This window comes from Brevibacillus brevis, assembly GCF_900637055.1.
GTDB lineage: Bacteria > Bacillota > Bacilli > Brevibacillales > Brevibacillaceae > Brevibacillus > Brevibacillus brevis.
Window position 1 is genome coordinate 584,474 of sequence record NZ_LR134338.1, and the last position, 20,982, is coordinate 605,455.

Genomic DNA, 20,982 nt, shown 5'->3' on the forward strand with positions numbered 1-20,982 from the left:
AAAGAAAAGTAAGTACGCACTTTTTCGGTTAATACTTACGAAAAGGGAAGTGAGTGGGATGAAGAAGAAACCAGCGATGAGGTACCTATTAAATGGCAAGGAATATCCATGCCCGATCGAGCTTGCCGTCTCGGTTTTTGCGGGACGATGGAAGGTATCAATCATTTGTCAGCTGTTCAAAGGGAAAAAAAGGTACGGAGAGTTAAAGAAAAATATAATCGGTGTGAATCATAAAATGCTGGCAGAACAATTGCGGGAGTTGGAGGAAGCAGGAATCGTCAAGCGTGAAGTGTATCCTGTCGTTCCGCCAAAAGTAGAATACGAGTTAACCGAGCTAGGGCAAGGCTTGGGACCTGTCATTGAGTATTTGCGAGAATGGGGAGAACATTTTCAAACAGAGGAACCAGAAGAGTCTCTATCTACTGCTCACGGGTCCTGAAAACCGCCACCTGAATGGGTGGTTTTTTTATTTTGTAACCTCCCTGTGGTTTTTCCGACTATTACATAGGACAAAAAAACAAACACAAAATTCCTCGGGAGGGAACAACTGTGAAGCATACAAAGAAATTGGCAGGTACTTTTTTGATGGCAAGCCTGTTGGCGACAACTCCGCTATGGCTGCAACACCAAACGATGACCGTACAAGCTGCGACCAATCAGGGGCAGGAAGTGAAGCTCTCACCAGCAGCAGAAAAAACACTCCAGAAGCTATACGCCATCCAGCCTGAATTAAAAAGCATGGACAAAAAGATGAACGGACCGAAAAACGGCGTGTACGAGCTGCGCTTTGACAAAGGAATTGCCCCAGGCAAGATGGAGCTGTATGCCATGGTGGGCTTGAATGCAACGACAGGAGCTTTGCATAGCTACGAAAACGAACAGGAAATGCAGAAGCAAAACAATCAGCCATCGGAAGCGATTGCCAAACAAAAATCAGCGGCATTTTTGCAAAAGCTCTTGGGCGATGATTTCAAAAAGTACAAAGCCACTCAGACAACAAAGGGCGAATGGGATGCTGTTACCTATACGCGTCACGAACATGGAGTACCTGTTTTCACTGATCGCTATGTCGTTGGCGTCAACAGTTCGAGTGTCATGTACGTGAACACGTTTGAAGGCGCCCCGCTCCGAGCAGCCTCCTCCTTGTTTGCCAAGCCAGGAAAGGTAATGTCCAAAGAAGAAGTGACGGGGAAAGTCGCTTCGCTCATGGAGCTCACGTATTCCGCGCATAAAAAGGAGACAGGAAAGCCTGCCTTGAAATATTCGCTGGAGTCGACCGGATATGTGAATGCCGTCACAGGAGCTGAAATCGAGAGTGCCTCCTCTCATAAAAGCCGCTACTCTGATGCCATAGCGGTCAAGCCAGGCGGCAAAAAGTTCACAGTCAGCAATGCGGATGAAGCTGCGAAGGTACTGACAGAAGAGTTCCAAATCAAGATGGATGGAATCGCGTTAGAGACAGATACGCATACCCCAGCGGATATGAAAGGGGAAGGGGAAACGATTTACAAGTCCAAGGGAAGAGACGGCAGGGTCACGGTCTATACGAACAACAACGAAGTGACCGGCTTCCAAGTCCGAGGAAAAGTCGAGATGGCCAGTGCTACCCAGCATGGCAACAAACCAGCAAATGCCCAGCTTTCGTATGAGCAAGCCAAGGAAAAAGCGGTTCAGTTTTTGCAGCCTTACCTCGACTCCAGTGTAAATGAGCTGAAGATTGATCAGACCAAGATCATGATGCCTTCTGCAACGGCATACAGCTTCAGCTTCTATGCTCTCCATGACGGTGTAGTCGTGACAGATCAGCATTACCTCGTCAACGTAGACGGACAGTCCGGGGAAATCGTGAATTTTATGGACTATTTTACGAAGCCTACTGCTCCGTTCCCGGACAAAAAGACAGCCATTTCCAAAGAAGCTGCCGCTAAACAGTTTTTGAAAGACCGTCCTGCTGTGCTGGGGTACATGTTCCCTGTTCAGGACAACAAGGTGCAAGCAAAGCCGACTCTGGTTTATTCCATCGACACAGTCTCTTCCTTCTTGCTTGATGCGGTAACAGGAAAGTCATTCAAATAATCGTATTCGATCCCGCTTCCCATCATGAGGGGCGGGATTCCATCATGTAGACATGCCCTGTCGCGAGAAGAGGAGGAAGAAGCCTTGGATGCTCGAGAAGATCGAGGTCAGCAAGACATATCAGGGATATACAGGATGTATTCCAAAGAAGTCTATCAGTATCTCTATCATTTTATCGGAAGTCGGGAAGCAGCAGAGGATTTGACCCAAGAGGTGTTTGTGCGCGTCATTAAATCCCTGCACAGGTTTGAGGAGCGCTCGAGTATGCGCACCTGGATTTTGAATATTGCCAAGCATGTCGCGATCGACGAATACAGAAAGAAACGTCTACAGACGATTTTTGCCGGGACATTATTGAAGCTGTTGCCCAGTTCAGAGGGGTTGCCGGAAAAAGAACTGCAGGATAAAGAAGAACGCACTCATTTTGAAAATGCGCTGCTGCAATTGAAGCCGAAATACCGAAATGTCATCGTGTTGCGGGGAATCAGAGAGTATACAGTCAAGGAAACAGCAGAAATTCTCGGATGCACAGAGGCGAAGGTCAAGGTAGACTTTCACCGCGCGATGAAGATGGTAAAAGAAACGGCGTTACACATCTATGAAAAGGGGGATGGTGTGCATGAAATTTCCTAGCGATGAAGAAGTGTTACAGGAATTTCAAAACAGACCGGATGCAGTCCCCCGCAGCGAGTTTTTGCACACATTGGAAAGAAAGCTTGTCGAGGTTGATCAAATCTATCGAAGCAGAAGCAAAACTAGACGCACGACAATCCGACTGGGATTAACCGCAGCGGTCGTTCTCGCGGTCTTTTTGCTGGCGCCGATTTTTACCCGCATCATTACCAATCCGGAGTCGGTTGTGACGACTCAGCCAGAAGCTCCACTTGTGTTAAAGGGTCAGCAGCTGGAGCTTACGGAAGTATCCCCTGCCGCCATGCAAACCTTGGAAAAGCTATTTAATCTTGTTCCTGAACTAAAAACGCTGGAACCCGAGGTCATCGGAAAAGAAGATGGGGTCTATGAGATTATCTTCTATCAAACGGTGCAAGGAAAAGAACGGCGGTACGCGTCTGTCGAGATGGTGGCAGTCACGGGGAAAATCAGTAACTACGAAAATGAGAAAGCGATGAATGAGGAAGCCCCTTCGCCTACAGAAGAACAGGCAAAGCAAATGTCTGCTGCCTTTTTACAAACGCTGTTGGGAGACGAATTCAAGCAATACCAAGTAAGTCAGAATACCAATAATGATTGGAGTAGCGTTGCGTACACTCGCTATGAAAATGGGCTGCCGGTATTTTTGGACCGCTATTTCGTTGGTGTCAACAGTAAGGGAGTCACATATGTAAATACACCTGAAGGTGCACTACCCCCTGTATCGTCAGAGGCATTTCCGAAACCGGGCACGTTTTTGTCCGAAGAAGAGGTGATCGCAAAAGTGGCAACGCTCATAGAGCTGACCTATTCATTAGAGAGAGATACAGGTAAACCGTTGTTAACGTATTCTCTTGAGACGACAGGGTATTTTCATGCGGAGACAGGAGAAGATGTTGAGAGTGTCTCCTCACATACGAGCCGTTACTCTGACCTGATTGCTGTCAAGCCAGGAGGTAAAAAGCTGGCGGCTAGGGATGCGGATGAAGTAGCGAAAGTAATGGCAGAGGAGTTCGGGATTGACATGAATGGGGTTAGCTTTGAGGCAGATGAGCGTATATTGCCTGACAAGAAAGGTGTGGAAGGGACTCTCTACAAGTCCTCGGGTGGAACAGAAAAGATTATGGTTTATACGAATAACAAGGAGCTAACAGGCTTCCAAATTCGCGGGAAAATCGAGACGGCTAGTTCAACAAAGCATAATAACAAGCCTGCAAATGCAAAGCTTACGTATGAAGAGGCAAAGGAAAAAGCCGTTCAGTTTTTGGAGCCTTATTTGGACAGTAGTGTGAAGGAACTGAAGATCGATGAGAGTCAGATCATGATGCCTACTTCAACAGCGTATAGCTTTCGTTTTTTCGCCCTGCATGATGGCGTAGTCGTCACTGACCAGAATTACCTCGTCAATGTAGATGGGCAGACAGGACAGATTGTGAATTTCATGGACTATTTTATCAAGCCGATTGGACCTTTCCCGGATTTTGATACGGCCATATCGAGGGAAGAAGCAGCCAAGCAATTTTTGCAGAGTCACCCTGTTGAATTGGGTTACATACTGCCTTTAGAAAAGGAGACGCTGCAGCTAAGACCACTTCCGGTTTATTCCGTAGACACGAGGGCTTATTTCTTGCTTGATGCGATATCAGGAAAGTTAGTCAAGTAGTAAAAGAGAGGGAGTATCGGGTGAAGATGCTCCCTATTTTGTAACCTCCGTGGTTATTTTTCGACTATTACATAGAGGAAATAAAAAATTACTATGGAGGGAAAAGATTATGAATTATACAAAGAAACTGGTAACAACAATGCTGACGGCAAGTATTTTAGCAACGACCCCAATGTGGGGCCAGCATCCAGTGCTGACTGCACAAGCTGAGACAAATCTGGGATTGCCGCCAGCAGCAGAACAAACACTCCAAACGCTTTACACTCTCCAGCCGGACTTGAAAAGTATGGACCTCATGATCAACCCGCCGAAAAGTGGTGTGTACGAGTTGCTTTTTAATTCTACAGATCAAAAGGAGCGGTATGCTAGGCTGCTACTTGATGCAGAGACTGGTGCTTTGCATACGTATGAAAACGAATATGAGGCGAAGCAGAAGAACAAGCCATCAGCAGCAGTTGCCAAACAAAATGCGGACGCGTTCTTACAGGCGCTATTGGGCGACGATTTCAACAAATACAGAGCCAGTCAAGAATCGAATGATTGGCAGGTAACGTATACACGCTACGAAAATGGTTTGCCTGTTTTCACCGATCGTTATGTCGTCGGCGTCAACGGTAAAGGTGTTATGTACGTGGATACGTTGGAAGGTGCGCCATTACGAGCATCATCTGAGTTGTTTGTCCAGCCGGGGAAAGTGTTGGTGGAAGCTAAGCTCCCAGAGAAAGTAGCGTCGTTTATGGAACTTACGTATTCCGCGCATGAAAAGGCAACAGGAAAGCCTGCTTTGACGTATTCGCTAAAATCGAGTGGATATATGAATGCAGTGACAGGAGAAAAGGTCGAAAGCGCCTCTTCGCATACAAGTCGTTACTCTGAAGTTATTGCGGTCAAGTCTGGAGGTAAGCGGTTTTCAGCTCGAAATGCCGATGACGTGAAGCGAGTATTAGCAGAACAGTTCCAGCTCAATATGGAGGGAATCAGCTTTGATACGGATGAGCGGATCCTACCGGAAAAGAAAGGAGTAGAGGGGACGCTTTTCAAGTCTAAGGGAGGAACTGACAAGATCTTGGTTTATACGAACAACAAGGACGTGACTGGCTTCCAAATCCGCAAAGATGGCGAGGCAGCTAAGGCCACACAGCATCATAACAATCCAGAAAATGTCCAGCTTACGTATGAAGAGGCAAAGGAAAAAGCCGTTCAGTTTTTGCAACCCTACCTTGACGCAAGTGTGAAAGAGCTGAAAATCGATCAAAGCAAAATCTCGATGCCTACTGCCACGGCGTACAGCTTCAGTTTTTTCGCCCTGTACGATGGTGTTGTCGTCTCTGACCAGGAATACCTCGTAAATGTAGACGGACAGACAGGGGAAATTGTGAACTTTATGGATTACTTCACGAAGCCGACCGCTCCCTTCCCGGACAAAAAGAAAGCCATTTCCAAAGAAGCAGCTGCCAAACTGTTTTTGAAAGCCCATCCTACAGAGTTGGGGTATGTGTTCCCTGTTCTAAACAGAAAAGTGCAAGCACAGCCAGTTCCAGCATATTCGATAGACACAAAGTCATACTTCAAGTTGGATGCGGTAACAGGAAAGGCATTCAAGTAAACACATACGTTCTCCCGCTTCCCATCATGAGGGGCGGGATTTTTGTTGGTAAATAGCAATCGATAAGAAGCATGCATTCCATGAATCCCCTAGAATAAACAGTAATTCACTGTCCGATAAGGAGGAATTCCGAATGACGAATGAACATGTCAATCATACTTCACAAGAGATGCTCAAGCCTGATCCGGCTCTTTCTCATCTGAACGTTTTTGTAGGGAAATGGATGACAGAAGGACTGATTACGGAAAGTCCGTCAGGGCCAGCCGTGAAGTTGAAAGCAATAGATACATACGAATGGCTACCCGGGGGATTTTTTCTTATTCACCATGTAGATGGTTTGATAGGGGATAAAGAAGTCAAAACCATTGAGATCATCGGCTATGATGCGTCTCATCAGGTGTACTTCACACACGCTTATGACAACCATGGAAGTATGGCTTCCTACTATGCGAATCTTTTGGGCAGAGACTGGAAGATAACAGGGAATACCGAACGTTTTTCCGGTAAGTTTAGTGTGGATGGCAACACACTCATTGGCACTTGGGAGTTGTTGGGCAATGATGAGAAATGGACACATTGGATGGATATTCGATTGACGAAGATGGAGTAAAAAAGTGGAGGAGCAGTGAGGGAGCATCAGGTGAGGATGCTCCTTTTTTGTTGGTTTCTTTTAATTTTATTCAAAAACACTTGAATAAAATTAAAGTTTATCTTAATATAATTAAAGGACAGGAGGTTGAGGCGAATCATGGAGCGCGACGAAATTCCATCTTGGGTGCTAGCTTTAGACAAGGAAACCCTCGAATTTATCAGGAAGTTTATCATCAGTTCGGGCTCTCTCAAGGGTATGGCAGATGAGTATGGTGTATCGTACCCAACAGTTCGGGCCAAGCTCGACCGAATCATTAAAAAGATCGAATTACATAGCAAGGAAGCGGAAGTGGAATTCGTGCAAATGATCAAAAACCTGGTCATTGACGAACGGATGAGTTTGGAGGTAGCCAAGCTCATTATTGAAAAATACAAACAAGAAAGAGATGAGAACAGATGAGTATGGGGATGATTCAATTTTTGGCTGGGCTCGGCATTGTAGGCATGCAAAATTTACTCGGCAGGCTGAATCACGCTTATTGGGGGGCTATTTTCCCGGGCTTTTTTCTTGCGTACCTGGTCTACGGTTATGTCACAGGTTTATTTAAAGAAGGCAGTGAACTGACGTTGATCTTGGTAGCAATTGGTGGGATTGCGATTCTATCATTGGCTTGGTCGGAAGGCAGAAGAGCGATGAAGGCGAAGAGGAAGAAAGAGATGGAGAGAATGGAGCTGCTTGATTTGTAAGTGGATCTAAGGCCTGCAGAAGAGGAGGACTGTCGACTGCAGGCAAGGTCAACCTGACGCCCTCGTTTTTGAGGGCTTTTATGTTTTATCTATCGCCTTGCATACTACTTAGTTTCCATTCGTTATTTTCCTCTGTGAAGCTTAACTCTAGTGTTCCTGAGTAAGTCTCATCGTTTATCCATACTTCATAATCTGTAATAAATCGTCCATCTTTATAAATATCAAAAGACCTCTGCCGAAAAGTGCTTCCCTCCTTAACGAATGGAATGCTTATGATTTCGTTCGCCACTTTATAAACAAAATTCTTTCCTTCCACAGTAGCTTGCTTGGAAATATACTGTTTGACTTTTTCAGTGTCACCTTTCATCATGGCTCGAAACATTTCTCTTGTCTGTAGATCAATGATATCTCGTAATTTATAGATTTTAGTATTCATATCATTTTTCTGTTTTTCCTCAACTAAAGAGGCTTCAAGTTCTTTGTTTTTGTTTTTCAATTGAGTGATTTCCGCTTGTAACCTTTCTATCTCCGCTTGATTCGTTTGTAAGGTTTTCTCGTTTGAACAGGCTACCATTATGGAAGCTATAAGGATAAACATAATTGGAAATATGCTGATTTTCATCCACGACCTCCAGGCTTGTTTGCTACAGTCATATTTATACGAGAGTCTTACTTTCAATCATTAATTTCATAACCATTTTCAGCGACTTTGATTTCTTTTTTCAGTAGTTTTAAATCACGTATGCTTTTTCGATCGACTAATAGAATCGCAAGTTCTTCAAGGTTGATCAGTGGATGTATAGAAGTTACTTTAGTCCCTCTAATATCTAAGTAGTTAAGTTTAGGTGTATACTGTACAGCTGCTATATCTGTGATGGGTGCATTCATAATTTGTAAACGTACCAAATTCGGTAGTTCTTTTACAAAATTTATTGAAGGAATAGGATTATTTGATACATCTAAGAAAGTAAGATTAGGTAGTTGAATGAATGACAAATCGTTTATTTTATTATTCCTAATAGATAATTGTGTAACAGATTTACTGTTTTCAAGTATTCTCAAACTTGATAAATCCCCCTCATCCAGTGAGAGGCTAATTAGTTTACTATTATTTAAAGCAGGTAGCTGATCTTCCCGAAAACCAGTGATTGAAAGATATTCAAGTTCATTTAAATCCTTTAGAAAAAGATAGTCTTTAGCATTTATTTTATTCAAAGATAGATTTTTTAGTTTTTTCATTTTAGATAGAACAGATAAATCAATTTTTTCATCTTTTTGTTCCAGAGGAAAACTATCTGTATCTAAAGTTAGTTCTTCGATATTTAAAAAATCCTCGACTTTGATATCCTGAACTGGTTTATTTATTGATTTAGACAAGGACTCTAATAGAACTGGGGAGAGCTTTTCCATTTGATAGCGCTCTTGCGTGAATTCATTTAAATTCTTTTCGTTAGCTTCGCACCCGCTTAATACACCTAAAATGATCAACAGAGTAATCCATTTTTTCAAGATTCATCCCCCACTTTTTAGAACGGTTATTATTATGATAGGACGCGGAATTCCATAAAATGGTTTCTGTTTGAGGAGCACAAAGCAATGAAATAAAAAAACAGTGTAAATACGTGAAGCAGCCCATAGCTACTGAGCTGCTTCACACACTCGATCTAACGAGGAGCACATTTATTTCATAAATTTTGTTTCTCCATTAAAAATCCAATCCGCACCATCTCCCGAGGAACGTTGAAGCAATTGCTCAGACCCATGCATTTCTGCATACTGCTGTTCCTCCGCGGTAATCGGAATCATCCATAACAGATTCACAGGATCGCCCGCCATGAGCGGAAGTGGAATGCTTGGTGCATCCTCAGGTTTTGCGAGCAGCATAGAGGAGAAGCTGCTGTTGATCTGACTGATTTCCTGGCACGGAATGGTGTGACTTTGTGCGAGGAACGTCATATACGACCACGGCAGAGAGGTTTGGCCGCTGATGTAGGCCAGCAATTGCTGTTCGTTTTGGGCGAGCCATTTGGTGTCGCAGGCAAAGGCCAGCTCGAATCGGCGTAATTGCTCCGGCTCTTCTGTATACTGCTCGACTTTTGGCTGACGCAAAATGGATACGCCGAGGGTCATCGCATAGGTAACGTCGCCTTTTTCGATGGTCACCAATGCTTTCGGGGGCCAGTGTCCGCCGTCGATGCCGTAATACTGTTTAATTGGGCCGAGGGTCGAGGTAATTGCATCCATGAACTGGTGCTGGATGTCAGGCCAAGGGTTGCCATCCCAGCTCGCCCAAAAATGCTGGGCAGCTTCGATGCGGGCAAACATGGCGTTCGTCTCTGGTGTTCCCAGCGGAAAGCACAGATGAGATTCTCCGGTGCAATCTCGTGCATAAGAAGGATAGTGCGAGCCGTCCGGGGAAGGGCCAGCCCAGCCGGGAATCACACACAGTACCTCATCCTCATACAGGAGTGCCGCCGCATCGCCTTCCTCTAGCCATACGATCGAGAGCTGTTCCGGGTCTAGCCTGTCTGCTCCATCCGGATGAGCGCAGCAATCGCGTGGAAGCATGGGAGCTTGACCATCCTCCATGGCAGCGAAATCGATCGAGTCCGGTGCAGGTCCGTAATTTCTTACCCAACAAGAACGAATGCTAGCATGCTCCTCACCGGGATAATCCCACAAATAAAAAAAGACGCCGTTCTCATCTTCTTCGACAAAAGCTTGAATCGGACAAATCGGAGAGAACTCCTCTAATAGGATGTTTTTCATAGGTTTCACCTTCAATCATCGTGATAGATTCGCCGATAACTATAAAGATTTGTGCTTGATTAAACAGGGTTAGAATACCATAATTGACTATTGATTACAAAATTCAGCACTGTGAAAATTTTTCCCCAGCTAAGGAGGTTGCCAGATGAACCAATGCACCATCTATGTCTCCATCCAACAATGCGAAAAAGTAGTCGCTGCGATTGTCGAGGCTTTTCGTGATCTATTGGTAGAGGTATCTGAAGATGAGCGGTCAGTGACCGTGACAGATAAAAAATGGTTTAGCAAGAGTAAGATCACCTTCAATCTTATGCGCGAGGACGATGACCAAGAAGAGTTTCTCCAGATGAAAAAAGGGATGTACGGCTACTTCGCACAGATCGAAACGGCCCACGAGAAGGTCCAGCAAAAGCTGCTGTACCAAATTACAGCGCTCAATGTGGCGGTAGGGATCGTGGCGAGCAAGGAAATCGATGAGAAGATGTTTGCGTCTATTATAACGATTGCCGAAGAAGTGCACGGGATCGTCTTTCTCCCTACCGGAGATATGCTCGATAAACAAGGAAGGCTGATTCTCAATACGGCAGGGGAATCGGAAGTGGACGATTTTCTGGTGACGGTCAGCGTAGACCTGATCGATGGACATATTCAGCCCTCCCAGTCAGGAGAAGCGCGCAAGGAGCGGAGCATCAAGCTATTGCAGGAGCAAGGCATTCCGTACATCCCGCATCTTCCTGTCATCGTAGGGGATGAGGACGCTGTCATCAGGAGCAAGGATGAAGTGGTTCAGCGAGCGATTGCCCTGTGCTTGATTGCGGTATATGCCGGAGGGATCGCCGAAAACGGACAAATCAAGGAAGAGCGGGAGTTTATCGAGGGAATTATTGAGCAGTTTGGCGCTGCTGAATTCTTTACGGAAAAAGAGAGAGACTTCTTGAATGATCCACAGCCAGACCGAACCGATATGATTCAGATGGTGTGGATGTACGAATGCTACTGGGTACTGCTGTGGGCACTTGGCTATGTAGAAGAACTCCATTTCCCAGATGAGATTTGTGATGTAAACACTGCGATTGACGCTCTCAGAAGCGCAGGTGACTATGACACCTTCTACAGCAATGCGGTTGTGAGAAGCAAACAAGAGATTCTCGACCAAGCGGATTTAATCTATCGTTATGACTGGGCATGCGTGGATGCGCGTATCAACAATCGTGTGGTTGCAGGCGGTTTGAATGACGAAGTCGTTGTGGAAAGACACAGAGCATTGAATTGGCTGGTTCGTTACATGGAGGATGACTGGGATCATGTCTCGACGGATACATAGGCTGTATTCGCGAAAAAGTGGGACACCTAGTGTGATCTTCTTAGCAGGAATGGGCGATAGCGGTGAGACATGGAAGATCGTTCAAGACCGAATCTCGCAAGAAGCGTCTACCTTATCCTATGATCGGGCGGGGATTGGCAGGAGTCCAGCGGCAGCAGTCATACCGCGGACTTGCCGTGATCTGGTCGAGGAGCTATATGATTTGCTGCAGGAGATTGACGTGGAACCACCGTGTATTTTAGTCGGACATTCTTTTGGAGGTTTGGTTGCTCGATTATTTGCTAGTCTATATCCGCATCTTGTTTCAGGGATGGTTTTGGTTGACGCTGCACCTGAATACAAGGAGCTCGCCTATGAAAAGGTTTTGCCTGACAACCTGATCGCAGCCAATCGAGAATATTACGAGAATCCGATGCGAAACAGCGAGAAGATTGATAAGATACGGAGCTATCAAGAGATCGTGGACTCTTTTCGGCAAAGTGACATACCTGTCTCGATTATCACGAGAGGCCTGCCGGACGTGTGGGACGAGGAGTGGCCGAACGAGGAAATCTTAGCAATCGAACAACGTCTGCAAGCCGATTTCACTAGGCTTTCAACGTCAAGCAAGCAAAGAATGGCTACTCGCAGCGGGCATTATATTCATCACGATGAACCGGAAATGGTGATCGAGGAAATTTTGATTATGTTGAGGGGAATGAACACGTGAATAATACAAGAACCAAGCTCATGCTGGATCTGCAAAGATTGGAGCAAGAACAATACCAGTTACGTGAAGGGGAACAGCTGCAAGATTTCGTCGGACTATTGCTGCAATACATTGGGGACCCTGACCCGGAATTGCGGGATAACCTCATCTACCCGGCATTTTATTATTGGATTCTCGACGAGAACCAGCTGACAGAAGCGCAACTGCGCAGCCTCCTCAGAGAACTGACTGACGAGAAGCGTTTGTTCTATCTGATCGGCAACGATGGTGACCCATCCGTCTTTACGAGAACATTCTCTTCATTGCCGATCGCATTGATTGTGCGCCGTCACAGACAGAAGCCATTTTTGGAGCTCGCCGATTTCCAGCACGTGAAAGATGCCCTGCTCCGCTATTTTCAAGAAGAAAAGGATTTGCGCGGCTATTTGTCCGAGGGAGGATGGGCTCACAGTACCGCTCACGGTGCAGACGTATTCGTAGAGCTGGTGCAGTGCCCAGAAAGTGATGAAGCCGTACAGCGCGACGTTCTTCATGCGATCCAGGGTGTGCTGCATAACGGAAAGCACATTTTCAATGAGGAAGAGGACGAACGACTCGCGAGCATCGTGGATACCATGATAGAGAAAAACTTGCTCCCAGAGCAGGAGCTCTCTGACTGGATCAATGATTTAGCAAGCTGTGCAGAACTACCGAAAAGCCGTACTCAAGTTATTGCTCGTGTGAACAGCAAGAACTTTTTACGCTGTCTTTATTTCAGAAGAGGCAGAGATAGCCAAGAAAATGAGCTGACGGCTACTATGCTTGCTGCCGTAACAAAATGTAACAGGTTTGCGATCAATTAATGGGTGAAGGTTGATGCCGTGACAGACGGCATCAACCTTTTCTTTTTTATACGAAGTTTTAAACGGTAGCGATGAACCAACAAAGCTGGTAAGAAGAAAAAGCGCAGGGCTCGTAGACCTTGACAACGCCTACCCAGTCGGAACTTCAAAAAGGGGACCAGCTTGTCGAACACTTCTTCCTCGAGAACCTTCCGCCCGTAGGGTGGCTTTGGCTCGACGGTCCCCTTTTTGAAGTGGAGACGGACAGTAAATCCCCCCCGCTGGCGTGTCAGAGTCGAAGAGAACTGCGCTTTTTCTTCTCCTCCACTGATTGACAATCACCAAGTAGTACTATATAGTCCTAATTATGGAACGAACCTCAAACCGTGACCATGTCATCGTCACTGCATCCCATTTGTTTTTGCAAAAAGGACTCATGAATACCAGCATGGATGACGTCGTAGCCCATAGCAGAGTCTCCAAGTCCAACATTTACTACCATTTCAAAAGCAAGGAGGAGCTCGTCGTAGCTGTGCTCAGCTACAGAATGAATGTGCTGAGAGGAGCACTGGAAGCCATCCTGCAACGAACAGACCTGTCTGTTTCCGCACGGGTGGGGCTGATTTTTACCACCATCGCAGAGGAACTGGAGGGGCGCTCCTGCGTAGGAGGCTGTCCGATCCTTTCCTTACTGTCAGCACAAATACCAGAAGTCAAAGCGCGAATCAACGAGTTCCTGATCGAATGGCAGAACCTAGCGGAAAAGCTGCTCGTGGAGGGAATCGCCCGTGGAGAATTCAAGGAAAATATCTCGATTCCGCAAACGGCAGTCTTGCTCGTGACCATTATGGAAGGAGCGATGCTCATGGCTGAATCGCAGGGGCATACACAGGTACTCGTAAACACTGGTCAGACACTTCTACACTTGATTCAAGTGTAGGATTTTTTTGAAACCGATTAGTACTAATTAGTACTAAAAATAAAGGAGGCAGAAACAATGGCTTTCGTATTTGTAACCGGCGCGACTGGATTTATCGGCAAGGAGGTAACCAAGCAGTTGGCGCGGGCTGGTCATACCGTACTGGCGCTGGTTCGTTCGCTTGAGAAGTGGGATGAATTGCTGATGCAGATGACACCAACAGAGAGGTCTTATTGCAATGCCGTGCGGGGTGATTTGCGAAAGGAGGGCTTGGGATTATCGGCGAGCGATTACGAGCAGGTTTTGCGCGCAACTGTCATCATCCATGCAGGTGTCCCGATGGATATTTCGATGGATGAAACGGTGGGGAGGGACGTGATTTTGCAAGGAGCAAGTCACCTCGCAGCAGTAGCAAACGAATTGCATAAACAACAGCGTCTGCAAAAGCTGATTCATATCGTTGGCTACATGAGTCCGTTTGACGATGAGAGTGGAAAGCTGGCGACAGATGTTTTTGCGCCAACCGATTTTTATCGAGAGGCAGGGGGCTACGAGAAATACAAGTTTCTGGCAGATCTATACCTCAGACAAGAGGCGTATCAAAAAGGAATGCCGCTGGTCGTGGTAAATCCGTGTACGATCATAGGCCCGCGAAGCACCGGGAACACAGAACAAACAGATGGATTCGGGCTCGTGATCAGCTCCATGCGGCGTGGTAAGATCCCTGTTCTTCCCGGTGGTAAGGAGTGGTGGCTGCCCTTGCTTTCCGTCGACGATTTTGCCCAGGTCATTGTGGGGATTGTAGAGACAAATCACATCGAGCATCAAACGTATTACGCCTTAAATGAGCGGAGTGCCACGCCAGCTTTTTCAGAGCTGATTTCGTTGATGGCTAAAGAATTACGGATGAAGCCACCAACCATTCCTTTCCCGGTATCGGTCTTGAAAAAAATTCTCCATAACGGCGGCAGCCGCTTGCTCGGGGTACCTGCCAATTCGATGGATTTTCTCGTAAAGAAAGACTTCCCGCTCGCTCCCTTTCAGCAAATGAAAGCGAAAAAAAGCATCGATGCATACGACGTAGCGGCGTATCTTCCCAGTGTGATTGCCGACCTGGACTATCGTTTGTCGGTCAAGGATCAGAAAGTGCCTCCTCACTTTCACCGTGAGCAAATCGCAGGCATGGCTGCGTACAAGAAAGAAGGCTCGGGTACTCCGTGGCTGCTCGTGCACGGGCTTTTCAGTGAGATGAGCGATTTACTCCCGCTCGCTGAACAGCTGGGTGAACAGGCAGTATGGCTACTGGATTTGCCCGGGTTTGGCAGATCGCCCTATCACCATCATGAAAAACCGATCGAGGGCTTTATCGAGGCAGTGGCAGAGGCATTGCGACAGCTGCCGTCTCCGGTTCATCTTGCAGGACATTCATTTGGCGGGTTTTTGGCGTGGGAGGCAGCAAAGCGAGTACCGGAAAAAATCGAGAAGCTATACCTTTTGCAGCCGCCTCTGCATGCGCCGAAGTATTCTTTGCTGCTGGCGGGATTGGGGAAAAGTCCAGCCCTTCTTCAGCGTTTTTTGCAAAAGCAGCTAACGCCAGCCAACATGGAAAAAGCAATGCTTGAGCAAGGGGTATTCCAGTCCACGGATGAAATGCCAGAAGGCTATGTAGAAAAGGCGGGGAAGCTCCTGCAATCCCCGCGCATCAGCAAGACGCATACAGACGTGCTACGCTATTTTATGAATGAATACCGGCAAATGTCGCTAACAACAACACAGCCGTTTCCTTTTCCAGCCCAGATCGTATGGGGGACACAGGATAAAACGTATCAGCTGACAAAAGGAACAGCGGATGCATTCATAAAAGCAAATGTAGAGATCGAAAGGCTTTCCGTTGCTCATCATTTTCCACTCAGTCATCCACAGCTAACGGCAAACGTATTGCTACAGATGAGGCACGGCAAAAAATGACGACGAAGCGATTCTTCAAAAGGGGCATGGTAGAAAGGGACCATGCTCTTTTTGACTGGGGCGTGAAAAAAACGAGTTGAACTTTCTGTAAATTTGGAATAGACTATTTTTAACTAATAGCGACACTATAACGACAAGTGTCGTTAGTGAAAAAAAGGGAGGAGAGCAAAGTGCTGGAACGCAACAAGAAGAAGCTAGTTTATACGGTTTCTCACATCTGGGTGAAGACCTCATGAAGCAATTTATCGTAAAGCGCTTATTGTCGGGCATCATTGTCCTGTTTGGACTCTCCGTTTTTACGTTTCTGCTCATTCATCTCATCCCTGGCGACCCTGTGCGGATCATGCTGGGGCAGCGGGCGACTGTGGAACAAATCGAGACGCTTCGCGGAGAGCTGGGCTTGAACAAACCTTTGGTCGTTCAGTATCTCGACTATGCTTCTGGTGTTTTGAAAGGGGATCTCGGCACTTCCCTGAAAACGGGCCGACCTGTCAGCACAGAAATTGCTGATCGTTTTCCCGCAACAGCAAAAATGGCAGTAGCCAGCCTCGTAGTAGCAGTTGTGATCGGTATCGGGCTGGGTGTCCTAGCGGCAAAATACAAGGATACACCCATCGACGGAGCGATCATGACCTTTTCCACCTTTGGAATGTCCATACCCGGCTTTTGGTTAGGGTTGCTCGTCATCCTTGTGTTCTCCGTCCATTTGGGCTGGTTTCCCATTGCAGGAGGGACGGGGCTAAAAGACATGGTTCTTCCAGCGTTTACCTTGGGGACATTGATGGCGACGGCACTCAGCCGACTCACTCGTGCAGGCATGGTAGAGGTTTTGTCCAATGACTATATCCGAACAGCCCGTGCAAAAGGGATGAATGAACGAATTGTGCTGCTGCGGCACGCTTTTCGCAATGTGATGATTCCGATTGTGGCTGTCATTGGCCTGGAATTGGCTGGATTGCTGGGCGGGGCTGTGATTGTCGAGCAGGTTTTTGGCTGGCCGGGAGTGGGTACTTTGGCGATTCAAGCGATTAGCTCGAGGGATTTTCCGATGATTCAGGGAACGACCCTGTTTATTGGGACCGTGTATGTCCTTGTCGTCATTTTGATTGACGTCCTGTACGCGCTTCTCGATCCACGCATTGACTATACCGCAAAGGAGGGGGTGTAGCGTGTTCTGGAGCAGGAAATGGTCCATGCCTCGTTTCGAATTATGGGAGAAGATCATGCAGCAAAAGAAAGCGAAATATAGCTTTCTGATGATGCTCTGCATTGTTTTGCTGGGAATCATCGGGCCGTGGATTGCTCCGCATGATCCTACGAAAACGTACTACGAAGCATTTATGCAAGGGCCGTCGAAGGACTTTTGGCTAGGGACAGATGCGATTGGCCGCGATATTTTATCCCGGATGCTGTACGGAACACGAGTGACACTGACCGTAGCTGTGCTGGCGTCTGTCATGACGTTTGTAGCAGGAACGCTGATTGGTGTGACATGTGCTTACCTCGGAGGAATTGTTGACAATCTGATCATGAGAATTATGGACATCATGCTGGCGTTGCCCGGTATTGTGCTGGCTTTAGCCATTGTAGCTGTACTCGGACCGAGTCAGGAAAATGCGATGATCGCGATTGGAATATCATCGATTCCGGCCTTTTCGATTCTAATCCGTGGTGCGGCACTCTCGATCAAGCAATCCGGCTATGTGGAAGCAAGCCGCTCCATCGGCAGCTCGAATTGGTGGATCATTACGCGCCAGTTCATTCCAAACATCTCCAACGTGCTGATCGTCTATACGACCATGTTTATTGGCGGTGCCATTTTAGGTACCTCGGCACTGGGCTTCATCGGTTTGGGTGCCCAGCCTCCTACACCGGAGTGGGGAACGATGCTGAATGAAGGGAAAAATTACTTGCGAGAAGCTTGGTGGCTCGCTACTTTTCCTGGTCTTGCGATTACGGCAGTCGTCTTTACGGTGTATCTGCTCGGGGATGCTTTGCGCGATATCTTTGATCCCAAATCATAGTTTACGAGCTTCCATTCCCGAAAAAGGAGTGAGTAACGTGACAAACGTGTTGGAAGTGACAGGATTGACTACCACGTTTTCGAAAAATGAAAAGGCTTTCAGGGTTGTAGACAATCTTTGCTTGCAGGTGAAAAAAGGTGAATCGGTCGGGATCGTCGGAGAATCAGGATGTGGAAAAAGCGTTGCCTCCCTATCCATGATGCGCTTGCTCAGTAAAAACGGAAGCATTGCAGGCCGTATTCAACTGAACGGAGCCGATCTCTTGCGCTATAGCGAAAAAGAGATGCAGAAGATCAGGGGAAAAGAGATTGCTATGATCTTTCAGGAGCCGATGACTTCGCTGAATCCCGTACTGACTATCGGCAAGCAATTGAGCGAAGGACTGGAAAAGCATGAGGGCATGAACCGAGACCAATCGAGACAAAGAGTGCTCGAGCTGTTGACGCAGGTAGGCATTTCACGTGCCAATGAAATCTATCACGAGTACCCGCATCGTCTGTCAGGGGGGATGCGGCAGCGCGTGATGATCGCGATGGCGATAGCCTGCCATCCAAAGCTGTTGATAGCGGACGAACCAACGACTGCACTAGACGTAACGATCCAGGCGCAAATATTGGCCGTCATGAAAAAAATTCAAAGAGAGCTGGGCATGTCACTCATCATGATCACGCATGATTTGGGGGTCGTCGCTGAGACATGTGACCGGGTACTGGTGATGTATGCCGGGCAGGTCATTGAAGCGGCTGATGTTCGCACACTGCTGCGCAGCCCCAAGCATCCGTACACCATGGGCTTGATCCAATCAACGCCACATAATGCCAAAGGCCAGAAGAGATTGCACAGTATCGCGGGAAGTGTGCCGACCCCCGATGATTATCCGAAGGGATGCCGTTTTGCTCCGCGATGCGAGAAGGCGATGCCTGTCTGTTTGGAACAAAATCCCCCGTTGCTGGATGTGGATCAACAGTCGGAGTGCCGCTGTTGGCTGTATCGAGAGAACAGGGAAAGCACGGCGGTGAATGGATGAAGACGCCTCTTTTGCAAGTGAAGAACCTGAATAAGAAGTTCCTTGTCCGCAAAGGATGGTTTCAGCAGCCGAGTTACGTGCAAGCCGTCCATGGAGTGAACGTGAGTGTCAACGCAGGTGAAACGCTGGGAATCGTGGGAGAATCAGGCTGTGGCAAGTCGACACTGGGCAGATGCATTTTGCGCTTGATCGAGCCGACAGACGGCGAGATTGTTTTCGAGGGTCAAAATATCCGCAGCTTACAGAAGGCAGACATGCAGAAGCTGCGGCGCGACATGCAAATGGTGTTTCAAAATCCATTTGATACCCTCAATCCAAAGCTGACGATCCAGCACATTTTGTCAGAGCCATTGATAGCCCATGGTATCCCAAAGCGCGAGCGAGCAGCCATGATCGAAGAGACGATGGAGATCGTCGGTTTGAACAAAAGTCATTTGTCGCGATACGCGCATGAGTTTTCCGGAGGACAAAGGCAAAGAATCGGGATCGCTCGCGCCTTGATGCTCAGGCCAAAGCTCATCATAGCTGACGAGCCTGTGTCCGCTCTGGATGTATCGATCCAATCGCAAATTCTCAATTTGCTTCAGGATTTGCAGGAGCAGCTTTCGCTCACGTATCTTTTTATCTCGCATGACTTGAGTGTCGTCGAGCATATCGCGGATCGAGTAGCGGTGATGTACTTGGGAGAAGTGATTGAGCTGGCGAAAAAAGAAGAGCTGTTTCAACGTCCGCTGCATCCCTACACACAGTCGCTTCTCTCTGCCATTCCCATCACGGATCCTGACGAGAAAAAAGAGCGAATCATTTTAACAGGGGATCTGCCGTCTCCGTCCAATCCGCCGCAGGGCTGCAAGTTTCATCCGCGTTGTTGGGCATGCATGGACGTGTGCAAGACAGAAGCCCCTCCATTTACAGAAACAGATGGCAGACTGGTTGCGTGTCATCTCTATGAAAAATAAGGGAGCAGGAGTGATAGATAGATGTTGGACCCACGTCTTACGAAGCTGGCGAATGTTTTGGTGAATTACTCTACGAATGTTCAGCCGGGAGATAACGTGCTAATCGAAGCGATGGAGGTGGACGCCGCTCTGATAAAGGAGCTTGTCAAAGCAGTTTCGCGAGCAGGCGGACATTCTTTTGTGAACCTGCGTGAATCCTCGATTAGCCGTCAGTTATTGCTAGCGGGAACAGAGGAGCAATTCCGTTTAGGGGCAGAGATGGACAAAGAACGAATGGAAAAAATGCAAGCGTGCATCATTATCGAGGGTGGGCTGAACATCAATGAAGTGTCTGATGTCCCTGATGAGCAGATGAAGCTGGCTATGTCCTTTTTAAAAGAAGTAAGCATCGTGCGTCTCAAAAAGAAATGGGTCTATCTCCGTTATCCGACGCCTTCCATGGCGCAGCTGGCGAACAAGAGTACAGAAGCGTTCGAACAGTTTTACTTCGATGTATGCACGATGGATTATGTCAAAATGGCAAAAGCCATGCAGCCGCTCAAGGATCTGATGGAGCGAACTGACCGCGTGAAAATCACCGGACCTGGCACAGAGCTGACCTTCTCTATCAAAGGCATTCCAGCGATTCCATGTCCGGGGCACTATAACATACCAGACGGTGAAGTATTTACGGCCCCTGTTCGCGATTCGGTGAACGGTGTCATATCGTTTAACACGCCCTCGCCTTATCAAGGCTTTACCTTTGAAAAAGTACGGCTGGAGTTTGTGGAGGGGAAGATCGTTAACGCCACAGCCAATGACACGGAGCGCTTGAACAACATTTTGGATACGGATGAAGGTGCCCGGTACATTGGGGAGTTTGCTTTGGGAGTCCACCCGCTCATTCGGGAGCCTATGCAGGATATTTTATTCGATGAAAAAATCGACGGCAGTTTCCACTTTACCCCGGGACGATGCTATGACGAGGCATCCAACGGTAACAAGTCGAATATCCATTGGGACATGGTCATGATTCAACGCCCGGAGTACGGTGGCGGTGAGATTTGGTTCGATGACCACTTGATTCGCAAAGACGGACGCTTTCTTTTGCCGGAGCTTGCACCACTTAACCCGGAAAACCTGAAATAA

21 protein-coding genes are annotated in these 20,982 nt (G+C 47.3%); 18 read left to right on the forward strand and 3 right to left on the reverse strand.

From position 1 onward, the window contains the following. Positions 1 to 58 precede the first annotated feature (58 nt). The 8 genes from EL268_RS03170 to EL268_RS03205 all read left to right on the forward strand — a co-directional run bounded on the left by EL268_RS03170 (position 59) and on the right by EL268_RS03205 (position 7,334). Positions 59 to 439, forward strand: a complete 381-nt coding sequence (locus tag EL268_RS03170; RefSeq protein WP_106657129.1) for a winged helix-turn-helix transcriptional regulator — start codon at positions 59 to 61, stop codon at positions 437 to 439. Between the two features lie 110 nt (positions 440 to 549). Continuing rightward, complete coding sequence (locus EL268_RS03175; RefSeq protein ID WP_106657130.1) at positions 550 to 2,076, forward strand: YcdB/YcdC domain-containing protein; 1,527 nt, start codon at positions 550 to 552, stop codon at positions 2,074 to 2,076. A gap of 84 nt (positions 2,077 to 2,160) precedes the next feature. Continuing rightward, entirely contained in the window at positions 2,161 to 2,709 is a 549-nt protein-coding gene (locus EL268_RS03180; protein ID WP_106657131.1) for an RNA polymerase sigma factor, read from the forward strand. Continuing rightward, entirely contained in the window at positions 2,696 to 4,390 is a 1,695-nt protein-coding gene (locus tag EL268_RS03185) for a YcdB/YcdC domain-containing protein (protein WP_106657132.1), read from the forward strand. Before EL268_RS03180 ends, EL268_RS03185 begins: the two co-directional genes overlap by 14 nt. Before the next feature lie 109 nt (positions 4,391 to 4,499). Next, positions 4,500 to 5,996 (forward strand): YcdB/YcdC domain-containing protein, encoded by a 1,497-nt coding sequence (locus EL268_RS03190; protein WP_106657133.1) that lies wholly within the window; start codon positions 4,500 to 4,502, stop codon positions 5,994 to 5,996. A gap of 133 nt (positions 5,997 to 6,129) precedes the next feature. Then, positions 6,130 to 6,606: a DUF1579 family protein gene (locus tag EL268_RS03195; protein WP_106657134.1), complete on the forward strand. Its 477-nt coding sequence runs from the start codon at positions 6,130 to 6,132 to the stop codon at positions 6,604 to 6,606. Positions 6,607 to 6,744: 138 nt separating this feature from the next. After that, entirely contained in the window at positions 6,745 to 7,047 is a 303-nt protein-coding gene (locus tag EL268_RS03200; protein WP_048034874.1) for a DUF2089 family protein, read from the forward strand. Then, positions 7,044 to 7,334 carry a hypothetical protein gene (locus tag EL268_RS03205; protein ID WP_106657135.1) on the forward strand — a complete coding sequence of 97 codons (291 nt, stop codon included), beginning with the start codon at positions 7,044 to 7,046 and terminating at the stop codon, positions 7,332 to 7,334. Before EL268_RS03200 ends, EL268_RS03205 begins: the two co-directional genes overlap by 4 nt. Positions 7,335 to 7,419: 85 nt before the next feature. Here the strand turns inward: EL268_RS03205 and EL268_RS03210 are convergent, their stop codons facing one another. The 3 genes from EL268_RS03210 to EL268_RS03220 form a co-directional block, all read right to left on the reverse strand. Beyond that, positions 7,420 to 7,956, reverse strand: coding sequence for a hypothetical protein (locus EL268_RS03210; RefSeq protein WP_106657136.1), 537 nt, complete (start codon positions 7,954 to 7,956; stop codon positions 7,420 to 7,422). A 53-nt stretch (positions 7,957 to 8,009) separates the two neighbouring features. Continuing rightward, positions 8,010 to 8,843 carry a leucine-rich repeat domain-containing protein gene (locus EL268_RS03215; RefSeq protein WP_106657137.1) on the reverse strand — a complete coding sequence of 278 codons (834 nt, stop codon included), beginning with the start codon at positions 8,841 to 8,843 and terminating at the stop codon, positions 8,010 to 8,012. A gap of 171 nt (positions 8,844 to 9,014) precedes the next feature. Beyond that, on the reverse strand, positions 9,015 to 10,103 hold the full coding sequence (locus EL268_RS03220; protein ID WP_106657138.1) for a suppressor of fused domain protein: 1,089 nt from the start codon (positions 10,101 to 10,103) through the stop codon (positions 9,015 to 9,017). A gap of 145 nt (positions 10,104 to 10,248) precedes the next feature. On the opposite strand from EL268_RS03220, the gene EL268_RS03225 reads away from it, so the two are divergent. The 10 genes from EL268_RS03225 (at position 10,249) to EL268_RS03275 (ending at position 20,982) form a co-directional block, all read left to right on the forward strand. After that, positions 10,249 to 11,427, forward strand: a complete 1,179-nt coding sequence (locus EL268_RS03225; RefSeq protein ID WP_106657139.1) for a DUF4272 domain-containing protein — start codon at positions 10,249 to 10,251, stop codon at positions 11,425 to 11,427. After that, positions 11,408 to 12,136, forward strand: a complete 729-nt coding sequence (locus EL268_RS03230; RefSeq protein ID WP_106657140.1) for an alpha/beta fold hydrolase — start codon at positions 11,408 to 11,410, stop codon at positions 12,134 to 12,136. Before EL268_RS03225 ends, EL268_RS03230 begins: the two co-directional genes overlap by 20 nt. Continuing rightward, entirely contained in the window at positions 12,133 to 12,978 is an 846-nt protein-coding gene (locus EL268_RS03235) for a DUF2785 domain-containing protein (RefSeq protein WP_106657141.1), read from the forward strand. The genes EL268_RS03230 and EL268_RS03235 overlap by 4 nt, the downstream gene beginning before the upstream one ends. A 346-nt stretch (positions 12,979 to 13,324) precedes the next feature. Further along, positions 13,325 to 13,897 carry a TetR/AcrR family transcriptional regulator gene (locus EL268_RS03245; RefSeq protein WP_106657142.1) on the forward strand — a complete coding sequence of 191 codons (573 nt, stop codon included), beginning with the start codon at positions 13,325 to 13,327 and terminating at the stop codon, positions 13,895 to 13,897. 57 nt (positions 13,898 to 13,954) lie between these two features. Next, positions 13,955 to 15,844 carry an alpha/beta fold hydrolase gene (locus tag EL268_RS03250; RefSeq protein WP_106657143.1) on the forward strand — a complete coding sequence of 630 codons (1,890 nt, stop codon included), beginning with the start codon at positions 13,955 to 13,957 and terminating at the stop codon, positions 15,842 to 15,844. Between the two features lie 232 nt (positions 15,845 to 16,076). Next, complete coding sequence (gene nikB / locus EL268_RS03255; protein WP_106657144.1) at positions 16,077 to 17,012, forward strand: nickel ABC transporter permease; 936 nt, start codon at positions 16,077 to 16,079, stop codon at positions 17,010 to 17,012. 1 nt (position 17,013) lies between these two features. Next, positions 17,014 to 17,868, forward strand: a complete 855-nt coding sequence (locus EL268_RS03260) for an ABC transporter permease (protein ID WP_106657145.1) — start codon at positions 17,014 to 17,016, stop codon at positions 17,866 to 17,868. A gap of 37 nt (positions 17,869 to 17,905) precedes the next feature. Beyond that, positions 17,906 to 18,895, forward strand: a complete 990-nt coding sequence (locus tag EL268_RS03265; protein ID WP_106657146.1) for an ABC transporter ATP-binding protein — start codon at positions 17,906 to 17,908, stop codon at positions 18,893 to 18,895. Beyond that, complete coding sequence (locus EL268_RS03270; RefSeq protein WP_106657147.1) at positions 18,892 to 19,854, forward strand: ABC transporter ATP-binding protein; 963 nt, start codon at positions 18,892 to 18,894, stop codon at positions 19,852 to 19,854. The genes EL268_RS03265 and EL268_RS03270 overlap by 4 nt, the downstream gene beginning before the upstream one ends. Positions 19,855 to 19,875: 21 nt before the next feature. Continuing rightward, positions 19,876 to 20,982, forward strand: a complete 1,107-nt coding sequence (locus tag EL268_RS03275; protein ID WP_106657148.1) for an aminopeptidase — start codon at positions 19,876 to 19,878, stop codon at positions 20,980 to 20,982.

Bases quoted from the DNA above. Each gene is read 5' to 3' on its own strand.
- EL268_RS03185 (WP_106657132.1), top strand. From the start codon at position 2,696: ATGAAATTTCCTAGCGATGAAGAAGTGTTACAGGAATTTCAAAACAGA.
- EL268_RS03250 (WP_106657143.1), top strand. From the start codon at position 13,955: ATGGCTTTCGTATTTGTAACCGGCGCGACTGGATTTATCGGCAAGGAG.
- EL268_RS03275 (WP_106657148.1), top strand. From the start codon at position 19,876: ATGTTGGACCCACGTCTTACGAAGCTGGCGAATGTTTTGGTGAATTAC.
- EL268_RS03200 (WP_048034874.1), top strand. From the start codon at position 6,745: ATGGAGCGCGACGAAATTCCATCTTGGGTGCTAGCTTTAGACAAGGAA.
- EL268_RS03225 (WP_106657139.1), top strand. From the start codon at position 10,249: ATGAACCAATGCACCATCTATGTCTCCATCCAACAATGCGAAAAAGTA.
- EL268_RS03170 (WP_106657129.1), top strand. From the start codon at position 59: ATGAAGAAGAAACCAGCGATGAGGTACCTATTAAATGGCAAGGAATAT.
- EL268_RS03230 (WP_106657140.1), top strand. From the start codon at position 11,408: ATGTCTCGACGGATACATAGGCTGTATTCGCGAAAAAGTGGGACACCT.
- EL268_RS03270 (WP_106657147.1), top strand. From the start codon at position 18,892: ATGAAGACGCCTCTTTTGCAAGTGAAGAACCTGAATAAGAAGTTCCTT.
- EL268_RS03205 (WP_106657135.1), top strand. From the start codon at position 7,044: ATGAGTATGGGGATGATTCAATTTTTGGCTGGGCTCGGCATTGTAGGC.
- EL268_RS03195 (WP_106657134.1), top strand. From the start codon at position 6,130: ATGACGAATGAACATGTCAATCATACTTCACAAGAGATGCTCAAGCCT.
- EL268_RS03190 (WP_106657133.1), top strand. From the start codon at position 4,500: ATGAATTATACAAAGAAACTGGTAACAACAATGCTGACGGCAAGTATT.
- EL268_RS03220 (WP_106657138.1), bottom strand. From the start codon at position 10,103: ATGAAAAACATCCTATTAGAGGAGTTCTCTCCGATTTGTCCGATTCAA.
- nikB (WP_106657144.1), top strand. From the start codon at position 16,077: ATGAAGCAATTTATCGTAAAGCGCTTATTGTCGGGCATCATTGTCCTG.
- EL268_RS03245 (WP_106657142.1), top strand. From the start codon at position 13,325: ATGGAACGAACCTCAAACCGTGACCATGTCATCGTCACTGCATCCCAT.
- EL268_RS03210 (WP_106657136.1), bottom strand. From the start codon at position 7,956: ATGAAAATCAGCATATTTCCAATTATGTTTATCCTTATAGCTTCCATA.